This window comes from Phytomonospora sp. NPDC050363, from assembly GCF_040655735.1.
GTDB lineage: Bacteria > Actinomycetota > Actinomycetes > Mycobacteriales > Micromonosporaceae > Phytomonospora.
On sequence record NZ_JBFAKK010000002.1, the window covers coordinates 252,283 to 272,625 of the forward strand.

General features: G+C 71.3%; 19 protein-coding genes and 1 pseudogene. 11 read left to right on the forward strand and 9 right to left on the reverse strand.

The window, feature by feature from the left end; translation table 11 throughout:
* The first annotated feature begins 24 nt into the window (after positions 1–24).
* The 3 genes from AB0I28_RS05635 to AB0I28_RS05645 all read left to right on the forward strand — a co-directional run bounded on the left by AB0I28_RS05635 (position 25) and on the right by AB0I28_RS05645 (position 1,794).
* On the forward strand, positions 25–411 hold the full coding sequence (locus tag AB0I28_RS05635) for an N-6 DNA methylase (RefSeq protein WP_357490842.1): 387 nt from the start codon (positions 25–27) through the stop codon (positions 409–411).
* Positions 408–1,184: an N-6 DNA methylase gene (locus AB0I28_RS05640; RefSeq protein ID WP_357489827.1), complete on the forward strand. Its 777-nt coding sequence runs from the start codon at positions 408–410 to the stop codon at positions 1,182–1,184. Before AB0I28_RS05635 ends, AB0I28_RS05640 begins: the two co-directional genes overlap by 4 nt.
* 271 nt (positions 1,185–1,455) lie before the next feature.
* Positions 1,456–1,794 carry a hypothetical protein gene (locus tag AB0I28_RS05645; protein WP_357489829.1) on the forward strand — a complete coding sequence of 113 codons (339 nt, stop codon included), beginning with the start codon at positions 1,456–1,458 and terminating at the stop codon, positions 1,792–1,794.
* 61 nt (positions 1,795–1,855) lie between these two features.
* On the opposite strand, the gene AB0I28_RS05650 is transcribed toward AB0I28_RS05645, so the two are convergent.
* The 4 genes from AB0I28_RS05650 to AB0I28_RS05665 all read right to left on the reverse strand — a co-directional run bounded on the left by AB0I28_RS05650 (position 1,856) and on the right by AB0I28_RS05665 (position 6,154).
* Positions 1,856–3,754, reverse strand: coding sequence for a hypothetical protein (locus AB0I28_RS05650; RefSeq protein WP_357489831.1), 1,899 nt, complete (start codon positions 3,752–3,754; stop codon positions 1,856–1,858).
* Between the two features lie 302 nt (positions 3,755–4,056).
* Entirely contained in the window at positions 4,057–4,941 is an 885-nt protein-coding gene (locus AB0I28_RS05655; protein ID WP_357489833.1) for an RNA polymerase sigma-70 factor, read from the reverse strand.
* A 3-nt stretch (positions 4,942–4,944) separates the two neighbouring features.
* Positions 4,945–5,502 (reverse strand): carboxymuconolactone decarboxylase family protein, encoded by a 558-nt coding sequence (locus AB0I28_RS05660; RefSeq protein WP_357489835.1) that lies wholly within the window; start codon positions 5,500–5,502, stop codon positions 4,945–4,947.
* Between the two features lie 79 nt (positions 5,503–5,581).
* Entirely contained in the window at positions 5,582–6,154 is a 573-nt protein-coding gene (locus AB0I28_RS05665) for a molybdenum cofactor guanylyltransferase (RefSeq protein WP_357489837.1), read from the reverse strand.
* Between the two features lie 185 nt (positions 6,155–6,339).
* Between AB0I28_RS05665 and AB0I28_RS05670 the strand changes: the two are divergent.
* Positions 6,340–7,299 (forward strand): annotated as a pseudogene (locus AB0I28_RS05670) (DUF4192 domain-containing protein); the annotation flags it as partial.
* 53 nt (positions 7,300–7,352) lie between these two features.
* On the opposite strand, the gene fdhD reads toward AB0I28_RS05670, so the two are convergent.
* Complete coding sequence (gene fdhD, locus AB0I28_RS05675; protein WP_357489839.1) at positions 7,353–8,273, reverse strand: formate dehydrogenase accessory sulfurtransferase FdhD; 921 nt, start codon at positions 8,271–8,273, stop codon at positions 7,353–7,355.
* A gap of 40 nt (positions 8,274–8,313) precedes the next feature.
* Here fdhD and AB0I28_RS05680 point away from each other — a divergent pair, with 40 nt between their 5' ends.
* On the forward strand, positions 8,314–9,159 hold the full coding sequence (locus AB0I28_RS05680; protein WP_357489841.1) for a serine protease: 846 nt from the start codon (positions 8,314–8,316) through the stop codon (positions 9,157–9,159).
* Between the two features lie 1,992 nt (positions 9,160–11,151).
* A complete protein-coding gene (locus tag AB0I28_RS05685; RefSeq protein ID WP_357489843.1) occupies positions 11,152–11,544 on the forward strand; it encodes an SSI family serine proteinase inhibitor in 393 nt (130 codons plus the stop codon).
* 329 nt (positions 11,545–11,873) lie between these two features.
* On the opposite strand, the gene AB0I28_RS05690 is transcribed toward AB0I28_RS05685, so the two are convergent.
* Positions 11,874–12,401 (reverse strand): GNAT family N-acetyltransferase, encoded by a 528-nt coding sequence (locus tag AB0I28_RS05690; RefSeq protein WP_357489845.1) that lies wholly within the window; start codon positions 12,399–12,401, stop codon positions 11,874–11,876.
* A gap of 97 nt (positions 12,402–12,498) precedes the next feature.
* Between AB0I28_RS05690 and AB0I28_RS05695 the strand changes: the two genes are divergently transcribed.
* The 5 genes from AB0I28_RS05695 (at position 12,499) to AB0I28_RS05715 (ending at position 17,321) form a co-directional block, all read left to right on the forward strand.
* A complete protein-coding gene (locus AB0I28_RS05695) occupies positions 12,499–13,368 on the forward strand; it encodes a fructosamine kinase family protein (protein WP_357489847.1) in 870 nt (289 codons plus the stop codon).
* Between the two features lie 97 nt (positions 13,369–13,465).
* Positions 13,466–15,268, forward strand: a complete 1,803-nt coding sequence (locus AB0I28_RS05700; protein ID WP_357489849.1) for a PA14 domain-containing protein — start codon at positions 13,466–13,468, stop codon at positions 15,266–15,268.
* 174 nt (positions 15,269–15,442) lie between these two features.
* Positions 15,443–15,637 (forward strand): hypothetical protein, encoded by a 195-nt coding sequence (locus AB0I28_RS05705; protein WP_357489851.1) that lies wholly within the window; start codon positions 15,443–15,445, stop codon positions 15,635–15,637.
* Positions 15,638–15,772: 135 nt separating this feature from the next.
* Positions 15,773–16,357 carry a sigma-70 family RNA polymerase sigma factor gene (locus tag AB0I28_RS05710; protein ID WP_357489853.1) on the forward strand — a complete coding sequence of 195 codons (585 nt, stop codon included), beginning with the start codon at positions 15,773–15,775 and terminating at the stop codon, positions 16,355–16,357.
* Positions 16,341–17,321, forward strand: a complete 981-nt coding sequence (locus AB0I28_RS05715; protein ID WP_357489855.1) for an ATP synthase F0 subunit B — start codon at positions 16,341–16,343, stop codon at positions 17,319–17,321. Before AB0I28_RS05710 ends, AB0I28_RS05715 begins: the two co-directional genes overlap by 17 nt.
* A gap of 70 nt (positions 17,322–17,391) precedes the next feature.
* Here AB0I28_RS05715 and AB0I28_RS05720 read toward each other — a convergent pair whose 3' ends face one another.
* From AB0I28_RS05720 to AB0I28_RS05730, 3 genes are all read right to left on the reverse strand, one after another.
* The gene (locus AB0I28_RS05720) at positions 17,392–18,981 is read right to left on the reverse strand and encodes a ricin-type beta-trefoil lectin domain protein (protein WP_357489857.1); all 1,590 of its coding nucleotides are present in this window, start codon (positions 18,979–18,981) and stop codon (positions 17,392–17,394) included.
* A 121-nt stretch (positions 18,982–19,102) separates the two neighbouring features.
* Complete coding sequence (locus tag AB0I28_RS05725; RefSeq protein ID WP_357489859.1) at positions 19,103–19,600, reverse strand: hypothetical protein; 498 nt, start codon at positions 19,598–19,600, stop codon at positions 19,103–19,105.
* Positions 19,601–19,777: 177 nt separating this feature from the next.
* Positions 19,778–20,290: a hypothetical protein gene (locus tag AB0I28_RS05730; RefSeq protein WP_357489861.1), complete on the reverse strand. Its 513-nt coding sequence runs from the start codon at positions 20,288–20,290 to the stop codon at positions 19,778–19,780.
* Positions 20,291–20,343 lie beyond the last annotated feature (53 nt).

Here is a 20,343-nt window from a genome sequence, read left to right on the forward strand (position 1 = left end):
CTCAAACGCCTCATCGTCGACCTGATCGACAAAGAAAAGTGGTCCAGCGAGTCAGTCGACGTCAAAGGCGACGCCTACGAGGAACTTCTCCACAAGAGCGCCGAGGACGTCAAGTCGGGCGCGGGCCAGTACTTCACCCCGCGCGAGCTCATCACCGCCATGGTCGACTGCGTCCAGCCCACCGCCGCCGACACGATCGCCGACCCGGCCTGCGGCACCGGCGGCTTCCTGCTCGCGGCATATGAGTACATCGCCGAGAACAGCACGCGCCTCAGCCGCGAAGAGCGCGAAAAGCTCGCCGAAGGCGCCATCACCGGCACCGAAATCGTCGACGGCACCGCCCGCCTCGCCGCGATGAACATGCTCATTCACGGCATCGGCCGCCCCAACGGCGAATCGCCATCGTCGTGAAGGACGCCCTCGCCGCACCGCCGTCGCGGCATGCCAGCGTCGTCCTGGCCAACCCGCCCTTCGGCGTCAAGTCCTCCATCACCGTCGTCGGCGAGAACGGCAAGGCCGGTCGCGAGACGATCTCTTATAACCGCGACGACTTCTGGACGACCACGACCGACAAGCAGCTCAACTTCGTCCAGCACATCGCCTCGATGCTCGCCATCCCGGGCCGCGCGGCCGTCGTCGTCCCCGACAACGTCCTTTTCGACGGCGGCGGCGGGGAGACCGTCCGGCGTAGGCTGCTCAACCAGTTCGACGTCCACACCCTCCTGCGCCTGCCCACCGGGATCTTCTACGCCGGCGGGGTCAAGGCCAACGTGCTCTTCTTCGACAAGAAGACCGCCCGCCCCGGCCAACCCTGGACCGACACCCTGTGGGTCTACGACTTCCGCGTCGGCCAGCACTTCACCCTCAAGCAGAACCCGCTGCGCCGCGAACACCTCGACGACTTCGTCGACTGCTACCTGCCCGGCGAGCCGCGCTCGAACCGTGTCGAGACCGAGCGCTTCCGGCCCTTCACGTACGCCGAGCTCCTTGAGCGCGACAAGGTCAACCTCGACATCACCTGGCTCAAGGACCCGGCCCTCGACGACGCCGACTCCCAGCTCCCGCCGGAGGTCATCGCCCGCGAGATCGTCGAGGACCTCGAAGCCGCACTCAGCGAGTTCGCCGCGATCGCCGAAGCCCTCGCCGGACCGAAGGCCGCCGCTGCGGGCGATGCGGTGGGCTGAGTCCAGAGCCCTTGCCCTGCCGTCGATCCAACGATCATTCGTCCATCATGGACTGTTGTTCTCGCCGGTGCCCGCCGCTAGCCTGACCGGATCCCCGTGACCGTTGGACCGGTAGGGAAGGCGCCATGGCGACCACGCAGATCACCCAGGACATCCAACCGAAGCCGCCGACACTCGCCTGTCGCCTATGGGGGAGGTCGCGGTGTTCGTGGCTTGCGCGTAGGGTGCCGCTCAGCCGCTCCAGGCCGCCCGCCTGCTCACTGATCCGGGAATGCGACCGCTGCTGTCCGGGCAGGTCTTGCGGGTGCTGACCACGATCGGCGGTTTCGCCGCCCTCCTCGCCGGCGGCGTGATCGGCTTCGAGGCGGACACGGGGTGGCATACCGTGATCAACGGTTTCTGGCCGCTGGTCGGCGCGGCCGTGTTCCTGCTGATCCTCACGTGGGTGGTGAGCGCGCCGTCGGCGGCGCGGCGGATGAGGCGCCGGCTGACGTTCCAGGGTGCGACCGGTCCAGACGACCCGGTGTGGGGAACCGTACGCGTGGGGCGGCACGGGTTCGCCGTCGACGGTCCGGCCGAACCCGCGCCGGAAAGCCCGATCAGGGTTTAAGCGAACTCCAGCCGGCCCTCGTCGACGGATCCGAGCAGCCGACGCCGAAGCAGCTTGGCGGTCAGCCGCAGACCTCTTCCCGGGTCCACTCGTAGACGCCCGTGTCACTGTCGTGGATCGATGACCCATTGCGGATGATCAGCCGGTCGAATCGAAGAGGCTCGTCCCGGTCCTTGCAAGCGTCGATGTTGCCGAGCTGGAGTTCGTTCCACAGCACGATCTCGAACTCCTCCTCGTCGTGGAAGTAGAACTCGGAGTTCTTCTCCAGTGCGACGTCGATCCACACCACCGCCTCGTATCCGTCCGGGGCGTTCTCGCGGATGCCCTTGCCGTCTGGTTCGTTCTTCCCGTTCAGCTGGTTGACGGCGTCGTTGATGTGCCCCGCCAGCTTGTTCCCGGCGATCGTCTTGATCTGGACGGCCTGGTTGCCCGAGTCGCGTTCGATGAGCAGGTCAGAGCGCTTATTGTCGATCACGCCCTCGTACTCGACCTTCCGCACGGTCGGATCTCGCAGGACTCTGGCGATCGCTCGGAACTCGCCGAGGGTGCCCTGCATGGCGCTGGGGTTGGCGGGCTTGCCGAGCTTGTTCGCCAACACTCCCAAGCCTTCGAGACGACCGTCGGCCTGCGCCAGCGTGCGGAGATCCGGGAGGAGCTTTTTCTCCCTGGCGGTCTTCACGGCCGTCGCCGCCGTGTCCACCGGCACGCCGTCATCGGTCATCTGGTCAAGGGCTTTGAGGACATCGGGCAGATACTTCCCCTCGATACCGTCCAGTAGCGGTGGAAGGTTGTCGCCGTTGAAGCCCTTGTCCACCAGACGATTGAAGCGATCCTGGTCCCCGTGCAGTTCGACGGCGTACGGGAGGGCCGTGAAGCTCACCGTGACCGAGCCGCCGGTTCCGATCGCCTGATTGCGGTGGGACTTCGAGGCGTCCCCGGACTGCCCGGGCTGCAACACTCCGAGATCGTGCGGCCCCGAGGTGCCGCCGGGGCTTTCGATGAGTGTCACGTGCGTGTGGCCGGGCGCGGTGCCGGTGTTGGTCACCGTCGCCGACCAGCTGCACGTCTCGCTCGCGCAGACCGGCTCAAAGGCGTAGTCCACCGTGAAGGCCGGTTCCAGTGTGGTCGGCTTCTCCACTTCCGGCGGTGCCTCGCCGGGCGCGCTCGGCGCGGACGGCGTGGCCATCCCCGACGGCGTCGTGCCCTTGCCCGACATGGTTCCCGAGGCGTCGGTCTTCGCCTTGTCCGCGCCCGAGGAATCCGCCGGCTCCGGGCTCATCGACAGGTAGCCGCCTCCCGACTCACCCTCGACCTGCCGGATCTCCACGCCGGCGTCGCCGTCGAGCCCGAGTGGCACGATCGGCGATCCGGAACCGGTGTACCCGGCGGGGTGCAGCTTCCCGGACTCGACCGGCCCGCCGAGCCACACCACCCGTCGGGGCGTCTCGGTGGTCAGCAGCAGCGTCCATCCACCCGACCTCACCGTGACCACCGGCCGCCCGTCCACGGCGTCGCCCTCGTCGGTGAGCTCTCCGCCATCGGCGACCGCCGAAACAAGATCCCCGACGGCCGAGGGGGTCAATGCCGCGGCGATGTCCACCGGGAACGCCGTGCCCTCACTCGGTGACACCCACCGGTCCCGTCCCGCACTGACCCGGTCGGGCGCCCGCCGCAGCCACCAGTCCTCATCCCCGTAGACCGCGGTCGCCTCCGGTGTGACGACGAAAGCGGCGACGCCGGTGTCCTCGTCGGCCATCGTGCCGGTCGCGTACCCGTCCGCCGTGACCGTCAAGGTCCCGTCGGACTGGAGTCCGGTCGGATCGACGTAGGAGTACGCCAAGGTCACCGCGGGAGCCTCCGCGAGCGTGCCGGCGGCCCCGGCCACGATCTCCGCGGACGGTCCCCGCAGGCCCCATGACATGACCGCCGCGAGCATCGGAATCACCAGGAGCAGCGCCACGTGGGCCACGATCTGCAAACGCCGATGGCGCATACCATCACTGCCGGGCCCCTTGGGTCGCACTGTGGACGGTGGCCGGGCCGGTGTCGGCGACGGCGGACGTGGCGTGTTCGGCCACCGAGTCGGCCATCCGGGAGTTCGGAGAGGTTCGGCGTGCGGAGGGTTCTGCGGGGAACGTGGATCCATGGACGTCTCCTAGCCGGGAAGCGATCGGCCCGGCGGTGTCGGCGAACGCCGCAGGCGTCTTCAACCTCGCACTCCCCGGCGGGGACCCGTCCCGGGAACGCCTACAGGCGCCTTCCCTACCCCTCCTGCTTCGGCAGGTGCCGCAGCTTCTCCGGGTTGGCGACCATCTGCACGCCCGCGATGCGCCCGTCGGCGACGTCGACGGTGAGCGTCGACACCGGCTTGCCGTGGTGGTAGACGAGCAGCGAGAAGGCGCCGTTGAGGTCGGCGAACCCGTAGGTGAGCTCCTCGATGGGGATCCCCGCCCAGGGGCGCGAGGTCACGCCGAGCAGGAAGCGGGCCACCTTGTCGGCGCCGTGGATGGGGTTGCGCGCGGCCTGGATGCGTCCGCCGCCGTCGGTGACGAGCGTGACGTCGGGCGCGAGGACCCCCATCAGGCTCTCCAGGTCACCGTCCATTGTGGCCGCGAGGAAGCGCTCGGTGGCCTCCTTCTGCTTGGCGCGGTCGGCTTCGAAGCGCGGCCTGCGAGCCTGGACGTGCGACCGCGCGCGGTGGGCGAGCTGCCGGACGGCCGCCTCGGACTTGTCGAGCGCCTCGGCGATCTGGGCGTGCGGGTAACCGAATACCTCGCGCAGCACGAACACCGCGCGCTCGTCGGGTCCCAGGGTCTCCAGGACCACCAGCATCGCCAGCGAGACCGACTCGGCCATCTCCACCTCCTCGGCGACGTCGGGGCTGGTGAGCAGCGGCTCGGGCAGCCACGGCCCGACGTAGGCCTCGCGGCGCGCTTTGGCCGTGCGCATGCGGTTCAGCGCGGTCGTCGACACGACCCGGACCAGGTACGCCTTCGGGTACTCGACGGTCGAGACGTCCACAGTGGACCATCGCAGCCACGAGTCCTGCACGGCGTCCTCCGCGTCGGCCACCGAGCCGAGCATGCGGTAGGCCACCGAGAACAGCAGGTTCCGGTGCTCTTCGAACAGCTCGGTGGCCGTGGCCATGTCTCACCCCTTGCGCGCCGGAATGGCGCAGCTCTCCTTGAACCCCTCGGGCGCGAGGCCGAGGGCGTGGTTGTTGCGTCCGTAGAAGTTCTCGAGCGCGATCGTCGCGGTGATCTCGACGAGCTGCGCGTCGTCGAGGTGCTCGCGCAGCCTGGCGTTGAGCTCGTCGGTGACCTCGGGCGGAGTCTGCGTCATCGCCTCGGCGTACTCCAGGACCGCGCGCTCCACCGGCGTGTAGCAGTCGGCGTTTCGCCAGTTCGGGACCGATTCGATCTTATCGGGGGCGATGCCGTCCTCGACTCCCAGCCAGTAGCCGAAGTCCATGCACCACTCGCACTCGATGGTCGCGGCGGTGCGCATCATCGCCAGCAGGCGCAGGCTCGAAGGGTTCGCGTTCCACTTGGCGGCGCCCATCTCCATTTTCAGCGTGGTCATCAGGACCTTGCGGTTGTGGCCGGCGGCGGTGGCGGGGCCGAGCTCGCGGCCGAACTTGCGCTTGGCGAACCAGGCGACGAAGCGGTTGGTGAGCGTGCGAGGCGGTGTCATCGAGATGCGGGACATCGTGGGCTCCTTCGTGTTGATGTCCCTGTGGACACCCGCCGGCCGCGATCTGTGACAACCGGTGACCTGGATTACAGGATCACAGCCAGGTTTCCGCCTCGGCGAGCGCTTCGGGCGTGTCGCAGTCGAAGTAGGGCGGCGGGCCGGGGGAGGACCAGCGCAGTTCGTTGCGGCGAAGGGGGCCGAGGAGGGTGCGCAGGGGAGCGCCGGGGGTGATGTGCCGTGCCGCGGACGTGAGAGCGCCGACGCGCCAGCAGCCGCAGAGCCACTGTGGACGGTCGTCGGCGTAGAGGGCGCCGTCCGTGTCGCCGACCGCTTCGCGAAGGGCCGTGGTCGCCTGCGGGGTGAGCAGCGGGAGGTCGGCGGCGAGGACCCAGACATGTGTTGCGGCGGCGGGGATCCCGGCGAGGCCCGCCTTGAGCGCGTAGGCGGGTCCGGAGGCGGGCGGGTTCTCGGCGAGCACCGTGACGGTGTCGGGCAGGTCGCCGTGCTCGCCCGCTCCGCCGACGATGACCGTCGGCGTGCCGGGCGGCAGGGCGTCGAGGACGCGGCGGAGGAGAGGCCTGCCTTTGAGGCGCAGCAGGGGCTTCGGGGTGGCTCCGCCCATGCGTCGCGAGGATCCGCCGGACAGGACGATCGCCGCGTCGGTCACGTTCTGTCCTTCGTGGTCGCAGTCGGCTCGACGTCCTCCGAGTTCTTCCTGGTCAGAGGCGTCTCGGGTGCCGTATACGCGAAGTCTATGACACATATCGGCGAGTTATCCACAACCGGTCGGTTATCCACAGGCTCGCGTTCCGGTGCTGGCCGCCCCACCGCCGAGTCCCGCAATGTGGCCATATGGCGAACTCAACGACAGTCACCCGGCCCATCCGACTCAGCTCGCCCGAGGATCTCCTCGCCGCGACGCCCTACCTGCTCGGCTACCACCCGAGCGAGTCCATCGCGTTCCTCGGCCTGTCCTCGGGGGACGTCAAGGTCACCGGCCGCTACGACCTCTCCGGCCCCGAGGACCCGCGCGATCCCACCCGCCTCGTGGAGAACCTCGCCCGGCAGGGCGTCGACTCCGTGCTCCTGCTCGGCTACGGGCCACCGGGTCGCGTCACTGCCGACATGGACGTCGTCCGCGACGCCCTGGGCATCGCGGGGGTGCCCGTCCGCGAGGCCCTGCGCGTCACCGAAGGGCGCTACTGGTCCTACCTGTGTCCCGGCGGCGAGTGCTGTCCCGTGGAAGGCACCGCCTTCGACCTGACCGGCGAGCGCGTCTCGGCGGCGATGACCTTCGCGGGGCTCCAGGCCCTGCCCAGCCGTGGCGAGCTGGCCGCCCTGATCGCGCCCTGCGGCGAGGAGATCCAGGAGCGGATCCGCCGGGCGCTGATCGAGGCCAGTGCCCGGATGTCGCGCGAGCTGCTGGGGTCGAAGGACACCACCGCCTGCTGGGACCGCTGGCGGTCGGAGGGGGTGGGCCTGCTCAACCGGCTCGGGGAGATCGTCCGAGCGCACGGGACGCTCCCGAGTGTGGAGGACATCGCCGGGCTGTGCCTGATGCTCACCCACGACCGCATCCGCGACGAGGCCTGGGCGATGGTCGACGAGCACAGCCCGGACTCGCTGACGCCGCTGTGGGTGTGCCTGGTCCGGCACGCCGAGCCGGAGCACGTCGCGGCGCCGGCCGTCCTGCTCGCCTACGCCTCCTGGCGCGCGGGGAACGGGGCACTGGCCAGGATCGCGCTCGAACGGGCGCTGGACGCCGATCCGGAGTACCGCCTGGCGCTGATGCTGAGTGACGTCCTCAACGCCGGCCTCCCGCCCGTCGAGCTGCCGCCGATCACGCGCGAATGGATCGCGGCGACCTACGCCGAGGGGAAGGTGCCGGCCGAGGGTGCGGTGTCGGTCGAGGGCGCTGTGTCGGCCGAGGGTGCGGTGTCGGTCGAGGGCGCGGTGTCGGTCGAGGGTGCGGGGGAGGAGGTCCGCGACGTGCCGGTGTAGACGTTCATCGAGTCGCCGCGGACGAAGCCGACGAGCGTCATTCCCAGTTCTGCGGCGAGGTCCACGGCGAGCGTGCTCGGCGCCGAGACCGCCGCGAGCACCGGGATTCCGGCCATGGCCGCCTTCTGCACGATCTCGTAGCCGACGCGTCCGCTGACCATCAGGACGTGCCCGGTGAGCGGGACCGCGCCGAGCCGCAGGCGGTCGCCGACGACCTTGTCGACGGCGTTGTGGCGGCCCACGTCCTCCCGGACGGCGAGCTGTTCACCGCCGGGACCGAACAGGCCGGCCGCGTGCACACCACCGGTACGCGCGAAGGCCTTCTGCGCAGCCCGCAGCCTGCCGGGCAGCGCGGAGAGTTCGGCCGGGTCGAGGGTCGACGCGTCCTCGCGGATCGGCCAGCGCACCGCCTTGGCGGTGACCTCGCGGAGGGCCTCCAGGCTCGACGTCCCGCAAGTCCCGCACGCCCCGCTGACGGTGAAGCCCCGGCCGGCCCGGTCGGGCACCGCGACACCCGCCCGCAGGGTCACGTCCAGAACGTTCAGGTCGCTGTCCATGCAGTGCTTGGCGGTGACCACGTCCTCGTAGGAGGTGATGATCCCCTCGGCGTAGAGCCAGCCGAGCGCCAGGTCGACGTCGTCGCCCGGCGTGCGCATCGTGACCGACAGCGGCTCGCCGTTGACCTGGATCTCGAGCGGCTCCTCGACGATCAGCGTGTCCGGGCGGAAGCTCCGTTCGCCCTCGTGGATGCGCTGCACGCGGCGCCGGTCGGTCACTCGTCCCATGAATCCGAGCCTACGACCCCACGCTCTTGAGGAGAACACGATGTTCGACGAAGTCCGCGCCTTCAGCCGCTCCCAGCACTTCCGTGACCTGGCCCTCTACCTGCTCGCGGCCCTTGCCTTCCTGCTCGCCGTGAGCTTCGAGACACGATCGGCCCACGCCTCGCCCGGCGGGTCCGCCGCAGCGCGCATCGTCGGCGGCACCCTCGCCCCACCGGGCGAGCTGCCCTGGATGGTGCGCCTGTCGATGGGCTGCGGCGGTTCCCTCTACCGCTCCGACCTGGTCCTCACCGCCGCCCACTGCGTCGCCGGGGTCGACGACCCCACCACGGTGACGGCCACCGTCGGCGCCGTCGACCTGAACGATCCGCGGGCCCGCACCATCCGCGCCGCCGCCGTTCACGTGGCCCCCGGCTACGACGGCATGGGCCGCGACTGGGCTCTCATCCGTCTCGCCGAACCCGCCACCGACCTGCCGACTCTCCCGCTCACCCCTGACACCACCGCCGACTCCGGCACCTTCGCCGTTGCCGGCTGGGGCGCCACCACCCCCGAGGGCTCCCCGTCGGAGCTGCTCCGCAAGGCCACCGTCCACTTCGTTCCCGACGCCGCCTGCGCCGCCTCCGGCGGCAGCTACGCCGACCTCGTCGAAGACGAGGAATTGTGCGCCGCCGTCCCCGAAGGCGGCGTCGACAGCTGCCAAGGCGACTCCGGCGGCCCCCTCTTCCGGCCCGACGCCGAGGGCCGCATCGTCCAGGTCGGCATCGTCAGCTGGGGCGAAGGCTGCGCCGAGAAGGGCAAACCCGGCGTCTACACCCAAGTCAGCACCTTCGCCAGGTCAATGGCCAAAGCCGCCGCCACCCTCACCACACAATCCCCACCCCCGTAACCCACTCGTCCCACCGCCACCGCACCGCCACCCCACCGACCGGGTACGGCCGTCCTCCCCCGCGGCCGTACCCGCCAAGCCCACCAACCCGCCCACTACCACCCGCCCACCACCACAACCTCATGACCTACCGTTATCACTTCACTACTGCTTGCGATATTCTCGCCCCACACCCGTCGCCCACCAAGGCCCTCGCCGGCCCACCAACTCCGGCAGGGCCCCCGGGCGGCCCCCGAACTCGGGTACGGCCGCACACCCTCCCGCGGCTGTACCCGACCTCGGCGGGGTGGCCGCCGGTGCTCCGGCCCGTCCACTGCCCGCACCGCCGTGGCGACCTGTCGCGGCCGTCCGCTCCCGCCACTCGCACCTACCTGCTGTCCTTGCATCGCCTCGCACGCCGCCACCGCCGCTACCGACGGTCCGCCCGCGTTCAAGTGGATGTTGCGGCTCATGCCCGCGCCGACCGCGCCCACCTCGTCTCCGCCTGCCCGCCGGCCCTCAGTTCCTTCGCCCTCCCGCACGCCCGCCAAAGCTCCTTCGCCTGCCCGCCGGTCGGTGTCACCCTCCCGCCGACTGCGCGGTCCTGCCATCGGCCACCTGCCGCTTGGTCGCCTGCTCTCCCGCCGGTGGCGCGGATCGCGCCAGCGTCCAGTCGCCGCTTTCCGCCGGCTCGCCGACTCCACTGCCGGCTGGGTTGCCCTGCTCCTCCCATCCGTCCGCCGCCCACTCGCACACGAACGCTCGCGCCGACTGTGTGTCCCGAAGCCAGCTATACATCCCCGCCAAGCCTGCCGGTGCGCTGGGGCGCGGCGCGGGGCGCGGGGCGCGGATGTGCTGGTGTGTCGGGCCACGGCTACCCGTTCCCACACTGCCTAAGGAGCTCACGTCCTACGGTTGCCCTCCTCCATCTCCGTGCCGCCTTCCGGAGTTCCCGATCGTCTGCCTCACAGTGCTCAGGAAGCTCGCGCCTCGCTCGCCCCGCTCAGTCCTGCGCCGCCCCGCCCCGTCACGCCCGCCCCGTCCAAGGCCGCCCCGCCTCGCCCCGCCCTGCCCACCTCGCCCTGCGTCGCCTTGTCGCACCCCGCCCTGCCTGTCGCACCCCGCCCTGACCCGCGCCGCTCAGCCCGCCCCGCCCGCCACGTGCAAGGCCGCCCCGCCCCCACGCCACCCAGTCGCCAAGCCCGGCCGCCCCGCCCTCTGCTACCGGTGGCCACTCGCGCGCTTCGCCAACCCGCTTCGCCTTGCGCGGCCGGCCGCTTCCCGCCCTCGCCTCGCGAGGCAGATCGCTTCCCGCCCCGGCGCACGGTTTCTCCATCTGTCGGCGCAGTCCACGCTGCCCTCCGAGGTCAGCTCCCGCCCTGACCCACTTCCGTCCGGCCGCCGGGCGCACCGAGTCCGCCCAGTCGGCGATCACCCGTTCAATCCCCGCCCGCCAGGAGTCGCCGCCTACGGCTGCTCCTCCTACGGCCGCCGCACCCTCCGGAGCCCTCGCCCTCGCCCTCGCCCTCGCCCTCGCCCGCTCCGCCCTTGCCCTGCTTGCTCGGCGGAGCCCTCGGTCGCCGACGGCCCACGTTTGCCCGGTCCTCGATCCATGGCCGCCTTGTGCTCTGGGGTCCCGGCCACCTGGCCCTTGCGCTGGCGCGACCGGCACGGGCGCCGCGAGGTGGTCGCGAACCCCTGAGGCCCTCGGCGGCCCGGCCTCACCCCCCTTGGCGAAACTCGCCGCCCCACTCCGCGAAGCCGTCAGTCGCGCTGCCGCCTCGCCCCACCTGCGAAGCCTCAGTCGCCTTGCCGCCCTACCGCCTCGCCCCTCCGGCCCCGCCTCAACTGCGCCCCAGTACGGCTCCAGCGTCGCCCAACGCCGCACAATCCGCCCGGTCAACTTCACTGATAGTGGCGGATCCCCGTCAACATTCGCGTTGCGTGTTCCATTCGGCCGCTCTGTGTTGAAGGATCATCTCGTACCCACCGCCTACACGGAGGACTCAACCCATGCGCGTGCACACCGTCGTCGCCCTCAGCGCGTGCTTCGCCGCGGCTTTCGCCGCCGGGAGCGCGACGTCGGCCACCGCGCGGTCCTCGGAGGAGGCGGCCTCGCTCGTCCTCACGGTCAGCGGCTCCGCCTCTACGACAGAGGCGACCCTCTCCTGCGAGCCTACGGGCGGAACGCACGTCCAGGCCGCTGAGGCGTGCCGGGCCCTCATCGGGGTCGGCGGTGAGTTCGGGGCGCTCGACGTGGCACCGGACACGAACTGCCCCGCGATCTACGACCCGGTGCGGGCCACTGCCAGGGGCGTGTGGGCGGGCACGGTGGTCTCCTATGACCGCGAGTTCGGCAACTCCTGCGAACTCGGCGCCCGCACGGGCCCGGTCTTCGCCTTCTAAGTCTTTCCCCGACCCCCGACTGACGGGGTATGCCGGTGCCCCCGGGGGCTACCAGGTACTGCCGGACCTGGACGTCTCCCAGGTCTCCGGGAGCACCGGCACCAACCGAAGGAGCCGAACCGATACGGCGGCGGGTGGCGGGCTCGACTGTCGGCCACGGGAACTGCCCGCTCACGTCCGACCCGGCGTCCGTGCGCGCGGACGGGGCTTGGGCGGGCTCCCGGCCGAGGCCGCCGAGAACCACCGGTCACCCGGTTCCGACAAGCCTTACCGAAGGGGAGACGTCCCCGGGTCCGCCGTGTGCCGGCGGCGGGACCGGGGGCGTCGTTTCAGTAGCGGAGGGTGTGCCCCAGGAAGTCCAGGCTCGGCCGCTCGTCGGGTTCCTCGTGCGGCTCGGCCAGCGGGAGCGTGAGCGTCAGCCGCGACAGCGTCGTGTAGCCCGCCGAGGTCAAGGCCGCCAGCGCGGGCAGGTCGCGGGTCTCGGGCGCGACCGACAGGTGCGTCATCCGCCGCTTCTTCGCCTCCGACGCGACCCGTCCGAGCAGCGCCTTGCCGATCCCGCCGCCCCGGTGCGCGGTGGCGACGATGACGGGTTCGACGGCACCGCCGCGCCCGTCGAGGAGCAGACCGATCAGTCCGACCACGCCGGCCTCGGAGTCGTCGGCGACCCACATCCCGGTCAGGTCGAGCCGGGTGAGGTAGTCCTCGAAGGCCGCGCCGGGATCGTGCCCGCCGTACTTCGGATCGGCGTAGAGCTCCCGGTGCACCTCCACGAGTTCGGCCCACAAGGACCGGCACGCGAGATGGTCGCTCGGCCGGTATCCGCGGATGACCGCTTGCGCCTGGGTGTCCACCATGCCTCCATGTCTACTCTCATTTGCGCCCAAGTGGGGCCTTACACCTGTCCGACGCGGCGGGCACGGCCCCCACCGCCGACGGCGTTAGGCTCCCTGCGTGGACCTCGCTTACCTGCGCGCGCACCCGCATCAGGTGCCCATGTTCATCGAGCACCAGCGGATTCGCTGCACGCCGGTCCCGGGCGGCTCGGTGGGCGTGGCGCAGCGGCTGACCCTCGACGACGGCGGCGACGTGTTCGCGAAGTTCGTCGAGGACGGCCCGAAAGGCCTGCTCCACGCGGAGGCTGAGGGCCTGCGCTGGCTCGCCGCGGCCGACGGCCCGCCGGTCCCCGAGCTCATCGCCGTCGCCGACGAGGTCCTCGTCCTCGACTGGGTGCCCACCGGCGAACCGAGCGCGAAGGCCGCCGAGGAGTTCGGCGCCGCCCTGGCCCGCCTGCACCAGGCGGGCGCCGAGGGCTTCGGGGCGCCGTGGCAGGGATTCATCGGCCGGCTGCCGCAGGACAACGGCCCCGGCGACGACTGGCCGTCGTGGTTCGCCGCCCGCCGCATCGAGCCCTACCTGAAGACCTCCCGCGACTCCGGCGCACTGTCCACGCAGGACGCCGCCCTGGTCGGCGCGATCGCCGGCCGGATCGCCGACCTCGCCGGCCCCGCCGAACCCCCCGCCCGGATCCACGGCGACCTGTGGCCCGGAAACGTCCACTGGGCCGCCGACGGCCGCGCCTGGCTCATCGACCCCGCCGCGCACGGCGGCCACCGCGAGACCGACCTCGCCCAGCTCGGACTCTGGGGCGGCGCACCGCATCTCGACCGCATACTCGCCGCCTACGACGAGGCCCACCCCCTCGCCGACGGCTGGCGCGAACGCGCCCCCCTCCACCGCCTCCACCTGCTGCTCGTACACACCGCGCTGTTCGGCGCGAGCTTCCGCGACGAGGTCGTCTCGGCCGCCGCCCGCCTGCGCTGAGAGAGTTAACCCGCCGGTCACGTCCGGCCATTGTGGAGTGATCGACTCTCCTGCCAGACTGGCCGACCCGTCGATCCCCGCAAACGCCTGGAGCAACATGCGAAAGACAGCCTCGGCGGTGACGGCCGCGTTCACGGCGCTCGCCCTCGTCGCCGTGCCCGGCACGCCCGCACAGGCCGCGCCCGCCACGGTCTCGGTCGACTTCACCACCGCGATCGCCCAGCTCGACGCCTCGAAGTACGGCCTCGACATCACCGGCTACGGCAGCGGCAACTACATCACGGGCGCCAACGCGCACACCGCCAACGTGCGCCGCCAGAACTTCGGCACCATGCGCATGGAGCTGATGTTCGACGAGACCGGGCGGCTCGTCTGCGGCGGCGACGGCTGCGAGAAGGCGCTGCTCGACGGCGACGACTGGGTCGCCGCGATCCGTGCGCTGGGCGCCGAACCGATGCTCATCCTGCCGCTGGGCGGCACCCACGCCGGCGCCGCGCAGGAGAACCTCGCCGACGCGCTGGCCATCTACGACCACTTCGCGGCCACGGGCGCCCCGGTGCTCAAGTTCGTCGTCGGCAACGAGACCGACAACGACGGCAACCCCGACAAGCTCGACGCGCCCGAGTACGTCGCGCGCTTCAACGCCGTCTACGACGCGCTGCACGCCCGCAACGCCGCCGTCGAGGTCGGCGGCCCCGGTCTGGCCTCCTACGGCACCAGCGACTGGGAGTACGCGTACATGACCACGTTCCTCCAGGGATCGGGGACGCGCACCGACTTCGTCGACTACCACGACTACGGCGCCGGGTACACGCCCGCGACGCCCGAGGAGCTGGTCGGCCCCGTCATCACCGAGATGGGCACCGACATCGCCGACCTCAAGGCGCGCATCGCCGCACTCGTGCCCTCGCGGCCCGGCGGGATCCCGATCCAGCTCGGCGAGTGGAACATGGACTACGTCGACGCCGAGGACCGCATGGTCACCCACCTGGCGACGGTGTGGGGCGCGGCGGCGCTCGGCACGATCCTGGAGAACGGCGCCTCCTCGCTGATCTACGGCGACAAGAACGGCAACGCCGGCCAGAACACCGGCCTCGGCATCACCAGCACCGAAGGCGAGGGCCCCGGCGGGGTCAACGACCCGATGCCGATCTACCACGGCCTCGGCATGTTCAGCGGCGAAGGACTCTTCCGCGGCTTCGGATCCACCATGGTCGACACGAGCTCCAGCGACTCCCTGCTGCGCGCCTTCGCCTCCACCGGCTCGAAGAACATCGTGCTGGTCAACGGCGCCACCACCGCGACCACCACCAGCCTCGCCCTGACCGGCTACACCGCCGGAAGCGCGGCGATCTGGCAGTCCACAGGAGACACCGAGGCGAACTACGCGCCGCACCGGACCGGCACCCTGCCCATCAGCGGCGGCGCCGCGAACATCACCCTGCCCGCCCGCTCGGTCACCACCCTCGTGCTGGCCGAGCAGGGCCTCAAAGGCGAGTACTTCACCAACACGGCCCTGACCGGGACGCCCGCGCTGACCCGCGTCGACCCGACCGTGAACTTCGACTGGGGCATGGGCACTCCCGGCGCCCCCATCGGCGTCGACGACTTCGCCGTGCGCTGGACCGGCCAGGTCGACGCGCCCGCCGCGGCCACCTATTCCTTCATCACGACCACCGACGACGGCGTGCGCCTGTGGGTCGACGGACAGCTGCTCGTCGACGCCTGGAACGACCACTCCAAACGCGACGACACCGGCACGATCGCCCTGACCGCCGGACGCCACTCGATCCGCATGGAGTTCTACGAGAAGGGCTACGACGCGATCGCGCAGCTCGCCTGGTCCGCACCGAACCTCGCCCGCCAGGCCATCCCCGCCGGAAGGCTGTTCCCCGCCTAGGCCTCGCAGGACCCGCAGCGGCGGCGCCCACACGGGTGCCGCCGCTTCTTCACGTCCCCAGGCGACGAGCCGCACCATCCGCACACCGTCGACCCGTCACGGACGTCCGCGCCCACGGACCTGACCCTGCACAGGCACCGCGACCAGGCGGGGCCGAGGCGAACGGAGGGCGCCATGACAGGACCACACGGCCGACGGCGGCGGCACGGAGGCGGAGGCGACACGATCATCGCGCCGCTGATCAGCGGGGCGCTGGCCGCCGCTCCGGGAACGTACGCAGCCACCGGATCGGCCGTCACCGTCCTGCTCCTGCTCACCATCGCCGCGGGGATCGTCACGGTCCTCCAGCGCCGCTCCACCGGGCGCTGACCGATCGTGCCGAAACGATCACACCCCGACCCGTCACATTCCGGGCCCCCGGCGGACCCTGAAGAACAGAAGAACCCCGAACCTCCCCCGAACAGGAGAGTCCCCGTGGTCGAAGCCGACGAGGTGTTGGCCGAAATGGATCCCGACCCTCTCATGGCCATCGCCCCGTGCGCCTCGATGACCTTCGAGGAGTTCTGGAGCGAGAACTACGTGATCCTCGCCCGCCGGGCGGGGTATCTCGGCGCGGCTCCCGGCGACGTCGAGGACGTCGTCCAGGAGGCGATGTGCGACGTCTACCGCGGCTGGCAGGACATCGTGGACCCGCTGGCCTACGCCATGACGGCGCTGCGGTCCCACGTCGTGCGGCGCAACACCCGCGAGCGCAGGAAGGCCACCACCGCCCTCGAATCCGCGCCGGAGCCGCGTGCCCACGAGGGCGCCGAACCCGAGCGGCTGGTCGAGTGGGCCGATCCGGAGCGCGTCGAGCGGCTGCTGAGCCGGCTGACCGCCGACCAGCGCGCGGTGATGACCGAGATCGTGCGCGAGCAGTCCACCGCCGAGATAGCCGTGCATCTCGGCAAGTCGCACGAGGCGGTGCGCAAGCTCCTCGAACGCGCCAGACGCAGGCTGCGCCAGGCGGTCGCCGAAGAAGCCTCCGGATCGGTGTGGAACCCGCACGCCGGGACGGGCGGGAAGGAGGATCGTGATTTACGACGATGAGGGGGCGTGGGACCCGCGCCCGGACGCCGAACTCGACGGGGCCGCCGAAGCCTTCAGGACCCGTCTCGACGCCGCCGACGCCGCCGCCGAGGACATCACCCCGGACGAGGTCCAGGAGCGTCTGCGGCGCTTCCTGGACGCCCGCCGTGCCGAGACGGGCGGGGGAGAGGGGCCGTCGGATCCGTTCGGCGACTGGACCGCGCTCGGCGACCGCGTCCCGGTGCGGCCGGGGGCCTGGACCGTCGCGGACGGGCCCTTCGAGGCCGGTGCCGGCGCCCACGCGCACATCGCGCGGATCCAGGCCGAGGCGGAGGCGCTGCGGATGGAGGCGGGCCGGCTGCGCGACCAGTCGGCCTGGCACTGCCTGCGCAGCGAGCGGCTGCTCAACGGCGCCCTCGAACAGGCCTCCGCCCGCGTCGAGGCCGCCCGCCGGGAGGCCGCGTCGATCCTGGAGGAGGCCCGCCGGCACGCCGCGCAGATCAGGGAGGAGGCGCGTGCCGAGGTCCGCCGCGACCAGACGCTGACGGTCATCACTCCCCGGGGCCGGATGCAGGTGGTCGTCCTCGACACGCGTTTCACCGCCGACCACCCGGCGGAGGAGCCGAGCCGAGATCGCGGGGAGCGGGCCACGGTCGCCGCCGACCTCCTGGAGTCCTGGCTGGCCGTGCTCGGCGGCGAGGAACGGCGGCGCGTCCGCGCGCGCGCTCCGCGCACGCCCGACAGCGCCGGCGAGACACCGAAGTGGGAGCTGACCTTCCCCGACCTGGAGTCGCGCGTCCGCGTTCGCCTTGAGGAGCTGGCCGAGCTGGAGTCCGAGGCGGCGGGCGGTGCCGAGGGCGAGCGGGTGCCGATCTACCTGCGGGCGCCGGTGGAGTGGGCGACGGGCGAGAACGGGGACGGCTCGCTGGTCCCCGCCGAGGGCTGGGACGAGATCGTGGAGAGCGGCGATCGCGTCGCCTGCTGACGACAGCGGTCCGCCCGGCCCCTGGAGCGATCAGGGGCCGGGCGGACGTCTCGCGGCCGGTCGGGGTGCGTCAGTACACCCGCGATCCGATCCAGTCGTCGTGGCCGTAGCCGACGGGGTTGGCGTAGTCGCGCGCCGAGAGGTTGAAGTTCGTCCGGGCCGCCGAGCACGCGGCCAGTTCGAGGACCGAGCCGGACGCTGCGCCGGCGAAGGCGACGCACAGGTCGGCGCGCCCGGCCGGGTGGATCTTCGTGCCGTCGACGGTGAACTTCTGGTTGGCGCCGCCGTGGCAGTTCCACAGCACCAGGTCGGTGCCGGCCGCGACGTTGCCGCCCTTGACGTCGACGCAGCGGTCGTGGGAGAGCTCGACGTGCAGGGTGCTGCGCGCGGGGTCGATCCAGAAGCCCTGGTTGCGGCCGCCGTGGCAGGCGTAGGAGGTCAGGCGCGTGTTGTTGCGCGAGTCGTAGCCCTCGGCGTCGACGCACTGGCCGGTGTCGGCGCTCTTGAGGTCGCGGAAGGTGAAGAAGCCGTTGTAGAGGGTGCCGTGGCTGGTGCTGGCCGGGTCGACGCAGGTCGCCTGGCGCCAGCCGGAGTTCCACATCTGGGTCATGCATTCGGCGAAGGCGCCGTGCCCGGCGTAGTTCGGGTGCAGCGACTGCCGGAACGCGTGCTCACTGGGCAGCAGGGACGTCTCGACGTACACGCCGCGCGCCCAGGTCACGTCCTCGCACACGCCGTGGCCGTCGAAGAGCCTGCTCGCGTCGAGGAAGCGGGCGCCCTTGGCCAGCGCGCCGTCGCGGATCCCCTTGGCGAACAGCGGGACGGCCTTGTTGCGGGCGAAGGCCGCGTCGGCGAGGTAGAGGGTGCAGCCCCCGGAGTACCAGCCGGGGAAGTCCGGGTTGTCCTCGACGTCGGGACTGCCCGGGCTCGGGTAGTTCATGACGACGAGCTCGTAGTCGGTGCCGAGGTATCCGGCGTCGGTCATGGTCTGCCGGATGCTGTCGATGCTCGCCTCGACGCCCTGCCGCGAGATCTGGACCTTCGCCGCCCAGGTGTCGGAGTGGGCCGGCCAGCACGGGCCGAGGAACAGGATGCGGCGGGTGGCGCAGTCGGTGGCCACGCTGCCGAACTCGATGCCGCCCGCGTCGTTGGCGCCGATGACGACCCACACGAGCTTGAGGTGGGTGTTGCGCGCCTTGATCGCGAGGTTGTCGCCCTGGTTGAGCTCGTTCCACTGCCGCTGCCCGGAACCGGCGATCAGGTGCGGGCTGGCGCCGCCGGAGCAGGCGACGTTGTAGCGGACGTCGGCGGTGATCCCGACGCGGAACACGGCCTGGTCGAGCGAGCGGTCGCAGAAGTTGTCGGGACTGAACTGGTGGGTGCCGGGCTCGTAGTTGCCGACGCCCTCGCCGGAGATCTCGGAGTCGCCCATGGTGATCAGGGCGGTCTTGCGCGTTTCGATGGGCCGGATCGCGGGGCTGCCGTACAGGGCGGTGGCCTCGGCGGCACGGATCGTTTCGAGGTTCGCCGGTAGCGGCGTCGCCGCGGGGCGGGCGGCGGCCTGGGCCGGGGAGGTCGCCGTCAGGGCGCTGATCGCCAGTAGGGCGGCGGCTAACACGCCGGTGAGACGGGCCCTCTTTGCGCGGTCGAATGTGGACATCGCTGTCCTCCTTACCAGTCGGTAGGCAAAGGCTAGCGTCACCGGAGGGTGATGGGGAAGTCCTGGATTCGACACGTTCGACCGCGCGTGACCGTGCGGTTCCCGCGCTCGTGGGGCGGTGTCACTCGTCATCGGGGCGCTTGGCGATGAAGGGGAAGTCCCAGTTCCGCAGGGCTAAGGCGGCTTCGGCGATCGACTGGAGCGGGCGGCGGAAGGTGCGGGCGAGGGCCGCCTCCAGGCGCCAGGCGTGCCGGCTGTGCTGGGCGCTGATCCAGAAGCGGTGGCGCTCCTCGGCGTAGGTGAACGCGACCTCGATGCCGGGCGTCGACGGCTCGGTCGACCACTTCACGTCGGACAGCTCCGAGATGGGCGCGTCGACGGACAGGCGGATGCGGTTGAGGAGCTTGGACTGCCTGGTCATGACCAGGCGCCGCTTCGACAGCAGCAGCAGGAACTCGCCCGGGAAGCCGCCGCCGGAGCGCAGGCAGGGCGTGAGCATCAAGACCTCGTCGTCGGAGCGGAGATTTCGCCGCAGGCTCGGCACGTGGCGGCTGAGTGTGATCGTGGCCAGTCCGGACTCTGCCGAGGCCGCCAGAAGCGTGCGCGAGAACCTGTCCATTGTTTCCCCCCACTTGCAGGTGTGACGGAATGCTGACACTTGGACTAACGGCGTCACGGCAGATGAGTAACGCTCAGTTGTCGAGTGACGGACAGGGTGTGCGACGCCGTCAGGCGTGAGAGGCTCGAAACAGGGGGTGAATGTGATCGATACTCGCAAATCTGGCGGGTGGGAGGCCTACGATCGCTCTCCCGCCCACTCGCACTGTCCTGCCCACGGGTGCACCCAGCACCACAGCCACAGCGCGAAGTCGGCGTACCCGGGCCACGGCCACTCAGGGGCGTCGGGATCCTTCCAGGGCGGCGGTGAGGGCGACTCGCTCGACTCCGGCGGGCGCGGCTTCTGCGTCGGCGTCGGGGTCGGCGACTTCTCGGGGATGTGCGTGGGCTTGGCCGTCGGCGACTTCTCCGGCTCTCGCGGCTCGTCCGTCTCGGGGGTGTCGCTGGGCCCCGGCGGTTTCGGGGCGGGCGGCGGGAGCGGGCGCGGCGACTTCGAACTCGGCGCGGGCGGCGGGGGAGCCAGCGCGGTGGGCGGGGGAGCGCCGCCGGCGAGCATGGGTTCGGGCGAGCCGCCCTCCCCGCCGTCGGAGACGGAGATCACGCCCACGCCCACCACGACCGCCGTCATCAGCGAAGCGACGGTCACCAGACCGGCTATCGCCACGGTGTGCCTGCTCAACCACCTCGGCATGCCTGACCCCCGATCTTCGCGGGTCGCGTCCACGGGGGATGCTGCACCCTTTT

Coding starts and splice junctions, on each gene's coding strand:
- AB0I28_RS05645 (WP_357489829.1), top strand. CDS start 1,456: ATGCGACCGCTGCTGTCCGGGCAGGTCTTGCGGGTGCTGACCACGATC.
- AB0I28_RS05710 (WP_357489853.1), top strand. CDS start 15,773: ATGGATCCCGACCCTCTCATGGCCATCGCCCCGTGCGCCTCGATGACC.
- AB0I28_RS05730 (WP_357489861.1), bottom strand. CDS start 20,290: ATGCCGAGGTGGTTGAGCAGGCACACCGTGGCGATAGCCGGTCTGGTG.
- AB0I28_RS05655 (WP_357489833.1), bottom strand. CDS start 4,941: ATGGCCACGGCCACCGAGCTGTTCGAAGAGCACCGGAACCTGCTGTTC.
- AB0I28_RS05705 (WP_357489851.1), top strand. CDS start 15,443: ATGACAGGACCACACGGCCGACGGCGGCGGCACGGAGGCGGAGGCGAC.
- AB0I28_RS05690 (WP_357489845.1), bottom strand. CDS start 12,401: ATGGTGGACACCCAGGCGCAAGCGGTCATCCGCGGATACCGGCCGAGC.
- fdhD (WP_357489839.1), bottom strand. CDS start 8,273: ATGGGACGAGTGACCGACCGGCGCCGCGTGCAGCGCATCCACGAGGGC.
- AB0I28_RS05720 (WP_357489857.1), bottom strand. CDS start 18,981: ATGTCCACATTCGACCGCGCAAAGAGGGCCCGTCTCACCGGCGTGTTA.
- AB0I28_RS05700 (WP_357489849.1), top strand. CDS start 13,466: ATGCGAAAGACAGCCTCGGCGGTGACGGCCGCGTTCACGGCGCTCGCC.
- AB0I28_RS05680 (WP_357489841.1), top strand. CDS start 8,314: ATGTTCGACGAAGTCCGCGCCTTCAGCCGCTCCCAGCACTTCCGTGAC.
- AB0I28_RS05685 (WP_357489843.1), top strand. CDS start 11,152: ATGCGCGTGCACACCGTCGTCGCCCTCAGCGCGTGCTTCGCCGCGGCT.
- AB0I28_RS05660 (WP_357489835.1), bottom strand. CDS start 5,502: ATGTCCCGCATCTCGATGACACCGCCTCGCACGCTCACCAACCGCTTC.
- AB0I28_RS05725 (WP_357489859.1), bottom strand. CDS start 19,600: ATGGACAGGTTCTCGCGCACGCTTCTGGCGGCCTCGGCAGAGTCCGGA.